The following is a 13,760-nucleotide window of genomic DNA, read 5'->3' as shown; positions in this document are numbered from 1 at the left end:
GTGCGCGCCACTCGAAATTACTTGGCCAACAACTTGCCGAACAACAGCGGCTTGAAGAAGCTGTACAGCGCATCGCCTGCAATGAAGCCGGCAGCCAACGTGCCGCAGGCCGATTCGCCTGCTGCACCCCAGCGGCGCACGATCAGCACGCGCAGCACGAGGCCCGCAGCCACCGCCCAACCGGCGGCGGGGCTCATCAGCAGCAGACCGGTCGCCATGAGCACGCCCAACTGACGCTTCGGGCCGCCGATCAATTGCAGCAAAGCACCCGGGATCGCCCAGATCATCAACTGATGGCCGATATCGCTCGACACACCGGCTTCGATCGTGGCGGCATACACCTTGTCGACCGGCGGGAACATGTTGTTCGCGAAGAAGTGCGGGTAGGCGAGCACCACGGCCACGGCTGCCACGCAGAAACCCAGCATGCCGGCGTAGTACTGCTGCTTGCGACCGGCGCGCTCCAAGGCAGGATCGGCACCGTTGCCACGCAGGATGAAGCCGGTCTTCAGGTCGTAGCCCATATCGGCAAATGCGGGCCCGGTGGCCGACGACAACCCGACGAGCAGGCCGAGGGCCGTCGGCGGAAAGCCACACAACATGCCGATCACCAGCGTAATGAGCGCCACGGCAAACGCTGGGAACCAACCCGAATACATGGCCGCAATACCGACGATCAGTTCATGGGCGAAAGCCGCGAACGCCGCGAACAGCAAGAAGCCGATCAACATACCGGGCGACATATGCGTGGCGAGGCCAGCACACAAGGCGATGAGCAGCGCGATGCCGACGTAGGCCAGAAAGCTCACGCCAAGGAAGCCGACGAGCTTGCGATCCGAGACGGTCGGTTGGTAACCGTTTTCGGCTTGTGCGCCCTTGCGGTTGCCACGCAGCACGAGGAAGGTCACTTGAATGAGCGCGACGACACCGGCGCCGATCATGAAGCCGTGCGGCAGATAGATCTTGTTCAGGTCGACGTGCAGCAGCGGCAGCGAATAGCCCTTGATGAGCAGGCCTGCGCCGAAACTGCCGAGCGCCCAGATGTTGCCGATGAAGGCCACACCGAACGCCGACATCGGAATGCCCAGTACCGAGCCGACGACACCACCCGCCACGCCGTACACGAGCAGACGCGCTTTCTTGCCGCCTTGATCGCCCGCGATGATCGATTCGGCCGTAGCGATACCGGCGGGCCAGGTGCCCGTCGCGGGGAAGGCCTTCGAATCGAAGACACGGTAAAGCACCGTGCCGTCGAGGAACATGGCGATCATCACGCCGATGAGCAGCGGCACGATGAGGTCGGGGCGTCCCATGGCAAACGGGATGCCGATCGGAATCATCAGGCTATTCGAGGCTCCGAAGGTGGCCGACGAGATCGCCGTTTGCACCAGATTCTGACGATGCACCGAACGGAACTTGCGCATCATCGCAATGGGCAGGCGCGCGACGAGCATGGCGAGCAAAGCACCGATGATCGACGTGTTCGCCGAGATGCCGAGCGTGACGATCAATTGCATGCCGATGATCGCGCCCGCGACCGAGACGGCCACCATGAGAAGCAGCGACGTCGGCTCGAAGACGGTGGGGTGTTTGCCGTCGAGCGGCGCATAGGGAGCACCGGAGGGTGCGCCGGGTGGCTTGGCAGCGGCAGAGGGCGGGGCGGATTTCATCGGGTTAATTCTCGGAGGGGCTTATCTGGCGAAATCGGAGCGGGTCAGTAAAAGCGGCGCATGAGCGACTGCACTTCGGCGAGTTCCTGACGCACGGCGGCGAGCATCTCGCCGCGCTTGGCGTCGGTCATACGGAAGTCGGGGCCGGAGACGCCGAACGAGGCGAGGATGCCGTCGGTCTCGTCGAACACAGGCAACGCAAGGCCGAACACACCGTCGGCAAATTCGTTGGCCGAGTAGCTCCAGCCTTGCTCGCGGATGGCGGCGAGATCGGCGCGCAGCGCGTCCGGGTCGGTGATGGTGCTGCTCGTGTAGCGCTTCAGGCCGTGCTCGAGAATGGCGTCGAGTTGCGCTTCAGGCAGATGCGCAGCGATGACCTTGCCCGAAGAGCCTGCGTGCAGCGCGAAGCGCGTGCCGGCGGCGACCGAGTATTTGATGTTCTGATCCGACTCGGCGATTTCGAGATAAACGGCTTCCTTGCCATCGAGCACGGCCAGAAACGCGGTCTCGCCGGTGTTGGCCGCGAGGCGGCGCATGATCGGCAGGATGAGGTCGGAGAGGTGCAGGCCTTCGCGCAGCGACTGCGCGAATTCGAGGAAGGCCATGCCGAGCGCGTACTTGCGCGACTTGCCGCGCTGCGTGACGAAACCGTGCTGGGCGCAAGTGGCGAGAATGCGCTGAACCACCGAGTGGTTGATGCCGGTCTCCTTGGCCAACTCGCGCACACCCCACGTCGGATTCTCGGCGGTGAAGTGGCGCAAAAGCGTCAGCGCGTTGTCGAGCGTCTTCAGCGTCATATAATTTTGTCTCTCTATTAGCACCACTGTGTCTATATGTGGTACATTTTAGAAAGGCAAAAATGGGGCGGCAACGCAAAATTCACAAATCTAGGGTAAACACCCGTGTCGCTTTTCGCCCTTTTTTGGTGCGACGTGTGCTGAGAATCACGTCGAAAGCCGCATGAATACTGGATCTGCCGGGCATTCCCGGTGAACGCGTGACGCATCCCACGCGTCGAGACAAAACGCCCGGACAAGTCCGGGCGTTTTTCATTGGGCGAGAACGCGCTACTCGGTGCCGCCGCTGGGTGGTTGGGTCGTCAAGCCGTCGGACGGCTGCCGCAGGGCAAGCCAAGCCTGTCAAAGAACGCGCGGTTGCGCTCATAGGCCGATTGCAACAATCGGTCGTACGAGATCACTTCGATATACGTCTTGAAGTGGCTGTTGTAGCCAAAGAACCCCATCCCATCCATGGTCTCGCTCAGTTGCAGCATCTGGCAGCGTTGCACGACGGAGCGGGTGATGTCGCACACGATGTAGCAGAAGCCCGGCAGGGACGCCGCGCCCGGCACGGGTCTGCCACCGGGTGTCGTCACTGCCCCGGCGCGTATGCGCACCAGATAATCGATGGCTTGTTCGATCGGGTCCTTGTCGACGCCTGCTGCTGCATCGTTGCGCATCGGGCGCTTGAGTTCGACCACGACAAGCGACGCCAGTGGTCCGTGCGCGCCGTCCGCCATCAGCATGGGGCGGTCGAACACCTTCAAGGCGCACAAATCGGGTCTGCGCCCGGAGACGCAATCGGTGATCGGCATCGACTGCAATGGCTTGTCGCTCGCCAAGTACGAGTGGAAGGCCAGACGTTCGTCGAGCAGCCACAGATTCCCATGCTCGGGATGCACTTCGTCCGAGGTCTTCCCCATCGGCATGAACAATTCATGAATCACTTCTTCGCGCACGAATCGGCCGTCGTCGCCGCGTTGTAACGCGCGTTCAAGGATTTCCAGAATGATCTTGCGATGGAATACATAGTTCGCCAGATCGGACTGCTTGATGTCACCCGCCTTCGCCATGTAACCCGCAAGGCGTTTTCGATAGGCTTCGGTGGTTTCGCTCGACGCGAATTGCAGGAGGTCGTGGCCCTCGGCAACGAGTGAGTGCTCGACGTTGGCCAGTTCCCGATGCAGCAGCAGATCGAGATCCTTATCCGAGATGTCGGGCGGCACGCTCAGCCGGTCTTGATCGATATGGGGAAGTATTGGGCGGTAGCGGGGCGCGCGATGCGCGACGAAGCGCTCTACGCGATCGCGGCTCGCCTGCCGTGTTTGGGCCAGCCACGGCGCGAGATACTCGGTTGCCGCCGCGAGTAGCGCGTCTCGAATCTCGCCGCGCCCGGGTGACCCTTCGCCGAAGAGATCGTCGGACGATTCTGGAATATCGAAGCCGATACGTTCGGGGCGAACATGCTGGTCGAGCCAAGGCGACGTGACGTAGCACGCATAGGTGAAGTCGCCCTCTTCGTCCTGCAATTTGCCGTGAAGCCCGGGCAGTTTGCCGCTGGCGAGCGATTCGTATTCGATGACACGGCTTGCCGCGCACCAAGCGATGGCAGGTTGTGCGACAGCACTCGTCTTGAGTTTCACGTGGGTGATGACAAAGGGATGACCTTTGATGTCGAGCGCCTGGCGCTGCGCACCGCCGAACAGGTAGTTGTCGTAGACATCGGCGAGGTCGATGCATTCGTTGCCGTCGCGCACCACGATGTGCGGCGCGCCGTCATCGCGCACGAAATACCAGAGGCAATGTTCGAAGAGGCTGTTCGCGACGGCCCGCGCTGTTTTGACCGATTTTTCGCGATAGCTCTGGAAGAAGCCCTGAAGATGCACCGTGGTTTGGCGTGCGTCACGGGCCTTGGCTTCGCGCACTTCGACGTTGCGAATACCCTGCCGGGCCGTGAAGTGAAACTGACGCCGTCGCGCGCGCGAACGCCCGACCCGGAAGACGCTCGTGACGGTGACGCACTCGAATGCCTTGAGCCAGAGTAAGCGGCCCACACCCCGACAACCGTGTGCTGCCTTGTGGTCGCTGTCGAGCGTCTCGAACGAGGTCATGTTGGCGTCATCGAAACCCACGCCGTTATCGACGATACGAAAGCCGGAGATCGGGGCCGTTGGCGGCGCGCCGCGTCGCGACGTTGCCTCATCGAGGGCGAGATCGGTTTGCGTGAGGCGTTCGATATCGATGTGAATCTCGCCCCGCGCTGCATCCGATGCGCCTTCCCCGACGGCATGGATGGAATTCACGACCGCTTCGAATAGCGGCAGGAGTCCTTTGTGCTGCGGCAGCGGCGTATTACGTAACCGCCCCGCCAAATTGGTGTTCATGCTCACGGGATATCCCCTTCGAAGGTGCACAAGGGTGGTGGTGTCGGGGGGACTGGGCAGGATTGTGGATAACGCGACCGAGAGCTGCAACGCTCGATGAGTACCAAAGCGACTTTTCGGATTCCTACCACCGCGCGTCCATTTCTCACGAAGTGAAACGCCATACCGAATGCTGCAACTGCACACCGAAAAACGGCGGCGCCCCGCGAAGCCCCGTCGTGCCGATGTCATATGCAAACCCTTATGCCACCTATAAGCTGGGGTGGTGTGACGACTCGAAATCCCGGGTTTCCGAGCGACGGGAGAACGATTACACTCAGGGTCTTATATAAGACTGCCCCTTTTCGTCAGCGATCATGCGTCACCCGGACGTGCAACGCGTTTGCGGTGACGAATGAATGGCCCGACGAAGCAGCGTCAAACTGGTTTTCAAACTCGAGTACAGCATCATGACTTCCACTTCCCAGCGTGGCGGCCTGACGGTCGCAGACAATCTGATCGCGTTCATCGAAAAGGAAGCCCTGCCGGGCACCGGTGTCGATGTCGAAACTTTCTGGAAAGGCTTCGACGCCATCGTCCACGACCTCGCGCCGAAGAACCGCGCGCTGCTCGCCGAACGCGACCGCCTGCAAGGTGAACTGGATGGCTGGCACCGTGCCAACCCCGGCCCGATCGCCGACGCCGCTGCTTATCGCGCTTTTCTCGAAAAGATCGGCTACCTGCTGCCCGCACCGGCCGACGTCAAGGCCACCACCGCCGAAGTCGATTACGAAATCGCCGAACAAGCTGGCCCGCAACTCGTGGTGCCGCTCTCCAACGCCCGTTACGCACTGAATGCCGCCAACGCCCGTTGGGGCAGCCTGTACGATGCGCTGTACGGTACCGACGCCATCCCTGAAGCCAACGGCGCGGAGAAGGGCTCGGGCTACAACCCGAAGCGTGGTGAACTGGTCATCGCCTTCGCGCGCGGCTTCCTCGATCAGGCGGCCCCGCTCGCAGAAGGCTCGCACAAAGATGCGACCGGCTACAGCGTCGAAAACGGCCAACTCGTTATCACGACCAGGAACGGCAAGACCGCACTCGCCACGCCTTCGCACTTCATTGGCTTCCAAGGCGATGCCGCGAAGCCGACGGCCGTGTTGCTCAAGCAGAACGGCCTGCATTTCGAAATTCAATTCGACGCGAATCACCCCATCGGCAAGACCGACGCCGCCCACATCAAAGACGTGCTCGTCGAAGCCGCGGTGACGACCATCATCGACTGCGAAGACTCGGTCGCCGCCGTCGACGCCGACGACAAGGTCGAGCTTTATCGCAACTGGCTCGGCCTGATGCAAGGCACGCTCACGGAGGAAGTGTCGAAGGGCGGCAAGTCGTTCACGCGCCGTCTGAACGCCGACCGCGAATACACGGGCGCCGATGGCAAGCCGGTGAAGCTGCATGGCCGCTCGCTGCTGTTCATTCGCAACGTGGGTCACCTGATGACCAACCCGGCGATCACCGACCGCGACGGCCGCGAAATTCCGGAAGGCATTCTCGACGGCGTGGTCACCGTGCTGGCCTCGCTGCACGACCGCAAGCATCGTCTGAACTCGCGCACCGGCTCGATCTACATCGTCAAGCCGAAGATGCACGGCCCGGCCGAAGTGGCCTTCGCCGACGAACTGTTCGGCCGCATCGAAGACCTGTATGCCCTGCCGCGCAACACGCTCAAGATGGGCATCATGGACGAAGAGCGCCGCACCAGCGTGAACCTCTCGGCGTGTATCGCCGCCGCCGCCGCGCGCGTGGCGTTCATCAACACGGGCTTCCTCGATCGCACTGGCGACGAAATGCACACGGCGATGGAAGCCGGTCCGATGATGCGCAAGGGCGATATGAAGTCGTCGGCGTGGATCACCGCCTACGAGAAGAGCAACGTGCTCGTGGGTCTGGCCGCCGGCCTGCGTGGCCGCGCACAGATCGGCAAGGGCATGTGGGCCATGCCGGATCTGATGCACGCCATGCTGGAGCAGAAGATTGCACATCCGAAGGCTGGCGCCAACACCGCTTGGGTGCCGTCGCCGACCGCCGCCACGCTGCACGCGCTTCACTACCACGTCGTCGACGTGCAGGCCGTGCAACAAGAACTCGAGAAGATCGATTACGCCAAAGAACGCGACGCGCTACTCACCGGTTTGCTGACGGTGCCGGTCGTGGCGAAGGCCGAATGGAGCGCTGAAGAGATCCGCAAGGAAATCGAGAACAACGCGCAAGGCATTCTCGGTTACGTGGTGCGCTGGATCGATCAGGGTGTGGGCTGTTCGAAGGTGCCGGACATCAACGACATCGGCCTGATGGAAGATCGCGCGACGCTGCGTATTTCGAGCCAGCATCTGGCGAACTGGCTGCGTCACGGCGTTATCACGCGCGAGCAAGTCGAAGAGACGATGAAGCGCATGGCTGCCGTGGTCGACAAGCAAAACGCGGGCGACAAGCAGTACCGTCCGATGGCGCCGAACTTCAGCGACTCTCTGGCGTTCCAGGCCGCTAGCGCACTGGTGTTCGAAGGGCTGACGCAGCCCAACGGCTACACCGAGCCGCTGCTGCACAAGTACCGTCTGAAGCTCAAGGCGGAACAACGCGGCTAAGCGGCGCTAAGTCGCCAATGCGCTGCCGATAAGCATTGCGCTTATCAACGAACGCCTGACGGGGTAACCTGTCAGGCGTTCTGCTTTCTCAGGAGCCTGCTGCGCATGGACCCCGCCATCGCACTGCAACGCGCCGAACGGCGTGCCCTGTATTTCCTGCTCGTTGCGCTGGCGATTTTCATCGCCACGCTTTTCATGCCGCCGCACTTCCTCACCGGCTGGCTTCGCGCGGCCGCCGAAGCGGCGATGGTCGGCGGCCTGGCTGACTGGTTTGCTGTGGAGGCGCTATTCCGGCGCATTCCGATTCCCGGGCTGGCCGCTCACACCAACATCCTCATTCGCAAGAAGGACGCGCTCGGCGACGGTCTGGCGCGCTTCGTCCGCGAGAAGTTTCTCGACACGCCTTCGGTGGTCCGCCTCATTGCGCAGCAGAACCCGGCCGACGCCGTCACGCATTGGCTCGGGTCGCACGAGAACGCGAAGCAACTGAGCGCGGTACTGGTGAAGGTGGCGGGTGGCGTGCTCGACGTGATGGACGAGCGCAATGTGCAGGCGTTTATCCGCCGTGCCCTCGACACGATGATCGACCGGCTCGATTTGTCGCAATCGGCGGCTGCCATTCTCGATACGCTCACGCGCGATGGCCGACATCAGGCGCTGCTCGACGAAACGCTCGACTATCTCGTCGAATTGCTTAATGAGCCACAGACGCGAGAATTTCTCTCGGCGCGCATCGTGGAATGGCTCAAGGCCGATCATCCGAAGAAAGAAAAAGTGCTGCCGTCGGAATGGATCGGCAACAAGGGCTCGGACATGATCTCGGCCGCCATCACCCGCCTGCTGGCGCAAATGGAAGCCGACGAGTCTCACCAATTGCGTCGGGCGTTCGACCGCGCGGTGGCGAATCTGATCGAGCGACTGCGTACCGATGCCGAGTTTCAGGCGAAGCTCGACGGGTTCAAGACGCAACTGAAAGGCGACACGGCACTTACCGCTTACGTGGGTGGCCTGTGGAACGAGTGGCGGAGTTGGGTGAAGCGCGATCTGGCGCAGGAGAACTCGGTGATCGGCGCGAAGATCGTCGGTGCCGCGTCATGGATCGCGCAAGAGCTGGCGCGCAGCGAATCGCTACGCCGCGCCCTCGATGCCCAGTTGCTCGACGCCGCCGAGCGCATGGCCCCCGGTTTTGCCGACTTCGTGACCGAACACATCCGCGCGACGGTACATGGCTGGAATGCCGAGCATCTCTCGCAGCAAATCCGGCTGAGTGTCGGGCAAGACCTGCAATACATCCGCATCAACGGCACGCTCGTCGGGGGACTGATCGGCGCGGTGCTGTACCTGATCGCGCAGGCACCGGCGTTGCTCGCACGCTAATGTCTTTCTGGCGCAACACTCTGCGGCACCTGCCATCGCCGCGTCAAAATTCGCGGGTTGCCGCCCGGCAAGGCCTGCGCCATCCTCGCGCCGTAATATCGATAAAATTTATCGATATATAAAAAATCAAAATTATATTTATACAAACCCGTTCCCTATAGTTCGGTCCCTGTAGCGCCGAATGCACTTATCTCGCCGGCGCGCAGATAAAACCTTAGAGAACGCCACACCTCATGAAGACCACGATTCTGGCCCGTTTGGGCAATGCCTGCGCATGCGCCACGATGGCCCTTGCCGCGACCTCCGCACACGCGCAAAACGTCACCATCTACGGCCTGATTTCGGGCGGCGTGGGGTATGTGAGCAATCAGGGCGGCAGCAAGACGTGGCAGGCACTCTCGGGCACGAATCAGAACCCGCGCTGGGGTTTCAAGGGCAGCGAAGACCTCGGTAACGGTACCAAGGCGATCTTCACGCTCGAGGCGGGCTTCAACATCATGAACGGCACCGGCGCACAGAATGGCCGCGCGTTCGGCCGCCAGTCGTTCGTCGGCCTGTCGGACAACAAGTGGGGCACGTTCACGCTCGGCCGCCAGTACGACACCATTCACGACTACGTTGGCCCGATCATCATTTCGAGCAACGGCGTGAACATCGGCGACAACGATAACGGCTACAACGATATCCGCATGCAGAATTCGGTGAAGTGGGTGAGCCCGACGGTGGGCGGCTTCCACGGCACGGCGCAGTACGGCTTCTCGAATTCGGCCACGGGTTTTCGCAACAACAACGCCTACAGCTTCGGGCTGGGCTACAAGTACGGCGACTTCGACTGGAATGCCGCGTACGCGCAGTACAACAACCCGTTTAGCGGCACGAACAACGACGGCGCCATCGCCAACGACTACGCCAGCCCGCTGCTGATCTTCTCGAAGAGCGCCGTGCACCCGACGGTGTACGCGAGCCAGCAGCGTATCTTCGCCACGGGCGGTTTCTACCGCTGGGGCCCGGCACTCATCGGCGCGATGTTCTCCGACGTGCGTTACACGTATCTCGACGCATCGCACCTGCACTTGCAGAACTACAACCTGACGCTGAACTACAACCTCACCCCGGCGCTGGTGCTGGGCGCGGCGTATGGCTTCACGACGGGTAAGTACGATGTGATCAACACGCGCCCGCAATGGCATCAAGTGAACTTGCAAGCCGACTACTGGCTTTCGAAGCGCACCGACGTAGCACTGACGCTCAACGCGCAACAGGCCGCTGGCGACGCGCAGTACGCGCAACTGTTCGGCTATGCGGCATCGAGCACGAAGCGTCAGCTCGCCGTGACGCTCGGCATGCGTCACACGTTCTGATCGACCGCCTCAGATCGACTAACGCACGCAAACGACTTCGCCCCTTACGCTATTTTCAGATTCGACGTCATGGCTGATATCCAAGAGATGAACACGGCACCGCAGCACAATCGCCGCAACTTCCTGCGCACGTCGCTTGCCGCGTCGCTGGCAACGCTGGGTGCAACGGGGGCTGGGAACGCATTGGCTGAACTGACGTCGACCGAAGGGGCGTCGCGATTGGCGGCTGATGGCACACCGCGTCGCACGGTCATCATCGACTGCGACCCGGGGCAGGACGACGCCATCGCCATCCTGTTTGCACTTGGCGCTAACGACCAGATCGACCTCAAGGCGCTCACCACCGTGGGTGGCAACGTGCCGCTGGAGCTGACCGAGCGCAACGCCCGCATCGTGCGCGACTGGGCTGGCAAGACGAACTCGCTGCCCGTGTATGCCGGGTGCCCGAAGCCGCTGATGCGCGATCTGATCACGGCCGCGAACGTGCACGGTCGCACGGGACTCGATGGTGTGACCTTGCACGAGCCGCGTGCACCGCTCGCGCCGCAACACGCCGTGACGTATCTGATCGACACGCTGCGCGCTGCCAAACCCGGCAGCGTGACGCTCGTGGCGATCGGCCCGCTCACCAACGTGGCAACGGCCCTCACGGCCGCACCGGAAGGTGCCAAGGCGCTGCGCGAAATCGTGGTGATGGGCGGCGCATGGTTCGAGCGCGGCAACATCACGCCGTCGGCTGAATTCAACATCTTTGTCGATCCGGAAGCGGCGAGCATCGTACTGGGCGCCGGCGTGCCGATTACGGTGATCCCGCGCGACGTTTGCGTGAAGGCACCGATTACCCCGGCACGCGTCGCGCCGTTCCGCGCGTTGAAGAACCGCTGCGGTCCGATCGTGGCGGATATTCTCGCGGCCGAAGTGGCCTATCAAAAGGGCCGCCGCGGTGTGGAATCGGCGCCGATGTACGACCCGTGCACGATCGGCTACCTGATCGACCCGACGATGTTCGGCGGGCGTCGCGTGAATGTGGCCGTGGAGACGACGGGTCAACTGACGCTGGGCGAGACCGTGGTGGACTGGACAGGACGCGCCAAGCGCGCCGTGAACGCCACGTGGATCACCGATGTGGACGAGGATCGTTTTTACGAGACGCTGCTCTCGCGCATTGCACGTTTGCCGTAATCGATCGAAATGACGGACTGACGCGGTGACCCGATATGGGCACCGCGTTTTCGCATGAAGCGACGCCGAAATTACGTTGCGAGATGTTGCACGATCCAGTCGCGGCACGCACTCACCTGCGGGCCGCGCTCTTTGCCGTCGAGCGACATTAGCGCGACAGTGCGTGTGACGCGCGGCGCGGTGACATCGAGCGCGACGAGTTCCGGATCGTGCAGGTGCAACGTGTAGAGCTTGGGCAGGATGGCGAGCGCGAGGCCGCTGCGCACGAGCGCGTACAGCGGCTCGGTGTACTCCATGCGGTATTTCGGCTCCAGCCGCAGGTTGTGTGAGCCGCCGGTGCGGCGTAGCGAATCGCTCACGTTGCCGCGCACGAACACGGCGAGATCGCGCTCGGCGAGCTGTGACCACGTGGCCGACGCGGCCTTCGCTAACGGATCGTCGTGGCGCGTGACGAGCACGATTTCGTCGTCGAACAGGTCGTCGCAGCGAAAGTCTTCGGCGCTGGCCGCTTCGTCGTCTTCGTCGCGGATGCCGACGCCGAGATCGATTTCGCCCCGCGCGAGGGCCGCGACGAGTTCGCTATTGGGCAAGTCGCTCAGCGCAAAGCGAACGCCAGGATGAGCGTCGCGAAGGCTACCTAGCACCGGCAGCAAACGCGCGGCGACCGACGGAATGAAGCCGATGCGCACCGTCTGCGCTTGCAGGGTGAAGGTGCTCGTCATGTCGTCGAAGGTGCCGCGCGCTGCGTTGAGCAAGCGCTCGGCGAGCGGCAGGATGGTCGTGCCCGCCTCGGTCAGTGTTAGCCAGTGAGCAGATCGCTCGAACAGGCGTCCGCCCAGCAAGAATTCGATTTGGCGGATGGCCGCTGTCAGGGCGGGTTGCGTGACCGACAGGGACTGCGCCGCCTGCGTGAAGCTGCGCGAATGCGCGAGCGCCACGAAGTACTGCACCTGCCGCAATGTCAGCGCGGGAAGGGGCGGTACGGTGGCCGCAGTGGGTTTCAAAGCGCTCGGCGGGGCCTCGGCGGACGATGCCTTGGCGGCGCCGGGTGGCGCAGTACGACGCGATGAAGTCGGGGAAGTCGCCATGGTGCGCTCCTGAGTCCGCAAAGAATAGATTCGAATTATCGAATCATAAGTAATTTGATTTTTTATTTATAGTCGCGTGCACGTAAAGTGCCACGCAAAGACCCAACTATTCTTGGCATATGCATACCTCTCCCACTGAGCGCGACGTGACCGGCAGCGCACCGCACAGCAGCCCCGCCGCCGCACCGCGCGGCTGGCTCGAGCGACGTTTCGCCATTGCCGAGCGCGGCTCCTCCGTGCGCACCGAAGTGCTGGCAGGCATCACGACGTTCCTTGCTGCGGCCTACCTGATGGTGGTGATCCCGTCGCTGCTTGCTACGGGCGGGATGGATCGGGGCGCAGCGACCACGGCGGTCATGCTGGTGTTTGTGCTGTTCTCGGTGCTCATGGGGTTCTACGCGAACCTGCCGTTCGTCGTTGGCCCGGGGATTGGCGGTTCGGTCATTGTGGGCGTCACGCTCGCCGCTACCGAACACGTCGCCTGGCAGACGGGCATTGCCATCGCGTTTCTGTCGGGCGTGTTGTTCCTGCTGCTGACGGTGTTGGGGGCTCGCAGCGTCGTTGCGCGATTGATTCCGACGGCGATCAAGCTCGGACTCGGCGCCTCCATCGGGCTGTTCATCGCGGTGCTGGGGGTGCGTAACGCGGGCATGGTCGTGGCCAATGCCAAGACCAACGCCTTTGCGCTGGGCGACTTCAGCAAGCCGGGCACGATCGTCGCGCTGGTGGGGCTGGGCGCCGCAATTCTGCTGCAAGGCCGCAAGGTGCCGGGGGCCATCCTCTGGTCGATTTTGCTCGCGGCGATTGCCGGTGTGCCGCTGGGTGTGACGAAAGTCCCCGAGTCGTTCATTTCGCTGCCGCACAGCATCGCGCCGGTTGCGTTTCAACTGGATCTGCAAAGTGCGCTGACGGTGGCGGCGCTGCCGTACTTGTTCGCGTTCTTCGCAGCGGAGTTTTTCTCGACGTTGGGCACGACGCTCGCCGTGGGCGGTAAGGCGGGGTTACTCGACGAGCACGGCAACATGGCCAACATCAATCGTCCGTTCCTCGTGGACTCGATTGCGGCCACGGGCGGTGCGTTGCTGGGTATTCCGGCGTTGACCGCGTTGGTGGAGTCGGCAGCTGGCGTCGAGGCGGGCGGGCGTACCGGGCTGACGTCGATTGCGGCGGCCTTCATGTTTGCGCTGGTGTGCTTCTTCGTGCCGGTGGCGCTGGCCATTCCGAAGGAAGCGACGGCGCCTGCGCTGATCCTGATCGGGTTGTCGATGTTCAGCACGATCCGTCATGTG

The 13,760-nt window shown here is 62.6% G+C and carries 8 protein-coding genes and 1 pseudogene; 5 read left to right on the top strand and 4 right to left on the bottom strand.

Annotation, left to right across the window (positions count from 1 at the left end; translation table 11 throughout):
• Positions 1 to 17: 17 nt before the first annotated feature.
• The 3 genes from ACPWR9_RS04665 to ACPWR9_RS04655 form a co-directional block, all read right to left on the bottom strand.
• Entirely contained in the window at positions 18 to 1,670 is a 1,653-nt protein-coding gene (locus ACPWR9_RS04665) for an OPT/YSL family transporter (protein ID WP_426296267.1), read from the bottom strand.
• Positions 1,671 to 1,714: 44 nt separating this feature from the next.
• The gene (locus tag ACPWR9_RS04660; RefSeq protein ID WP_426296268.1) at positions 1,715 to 2,467 is read right to left on the bottom strand and encodes an IclR family transcriptional regulator; all 753 of its coding nucleotides are present in this window, start codon (positions 2,465 to 2,467) and stop codon (positions 1,715 to 1,717) included.
• 302 nt (positions 2,468 to 2,769) lie between these two features.
• Complete coding sequence (locus ACPWR9_RS04655; protein ID WP_426296269.1) at positions 2,770 to 4,833, bottom strand: ATP-binding protein; 2,064 nt, start codon at positions 4,831 to 4,833, stop codon at positions 2,770 to 2,772.
• Between the two features lie 449 nt (positions 4,834 to 5,282).
• On the opposite strand from ACPWR9_RS04655, the gene ACPWR9_RS04650 reads away from it, so the two are divergent.
• From ACPWR9_RS04650 to ACPWR9_RS04635, 4 genes are all read left to right on the top strand, one after another.
• Positions 5,283 to 7,463 (top strand): malate synthase G, encoded by a 2,181-nt coding sequence (locus ACPWR9_RS04650; RefSeq protein WP_426296270.1) that lies wholly within the window; start codon positions 5,283 to 5,285, stop codon positions 7,461 to 7,463.
• A 105-nt stretch (positions 7,464 to 7,568) separates the two neighbouring features.
• On the top strand, positions 7,569 to 8,840 hold the full coding sequence (locus tag ACPWR9_RS04645) for a DUF445 domain-containing protein (protein ID WP_426296271.1): 1,272 nt from the start codon (positions 7,569 to 7,571) through the stop codon (positions 8,838 to 8,840).
• Positions 8,841 to 9,124: 284 nt separating this feature from the next.
• Entirely contained in the window at positions 9,125 to 10,201 is a 1,077-nt protein-coding gene (locus ACPWR9_RS04640) for a porin (protein ID WP_426296621.1), read from the top strand.
• Between the two features lie 87 nt (positions 10,202 to 10,288).
• Entirely contained in the window at positions 10,289 to 11,383 is a 1,095-nt protein-coding gene (locus ACPWR9_RS04635) for a nucleoside hydrolase (RefSeq protein WP_426296622.1), read from the top strand.
• A gap of 71 nt (positions 11,384 to 11,454) precedes the next feature.
• On the opposite strand, the gene ACPWR9_RS04630 is transcribed toward ACPWR9_RS04635, so the two are convergent.
• The gene (locus tag ACPWR9_RS04630; RefSeq protein WP_426296272.1) at positions 11,455 to 12,471 is read right to left on the bottom strand and encodes a LysR family transcriptional regulator; all 1,017 of its coding nucleotides are present in this window, start codon (positions 12,469 to 12,471) and stop codon (positions 11,455 to 11,457) included.
• A 119-nt stretch (positions 12,472 to 12,590) separates the two neighbouring features.
• Here ACPWR9_RS04630 and ACPWR9_RS04625 point away from each other — a divergent pair.
• Positions 12,591 to 13,736 (top strand): annotated as a pseudogene (locus ACPWR9_RS04625) (NCS2 family permease); the annotation flags it as partial.
• Between the last annotated feature and the right edge of the window lie 24 nt (positions 13,737 to 13,760).

Origin of the sequence: Pandoraea pneumonica, from assembly GCF_049918595.1 — a bacterium.
GTDB classification, from domain to species: Bacteria; Pseudomonadota; Gammaproteobacteria; order Burkholderiales; family Burkholderiaceae; genus Pandoraea; species Pandoraea pneumonica_A.
This window is presented reverse-complemented; position numbering and strand designations above follow the sequence as displayed.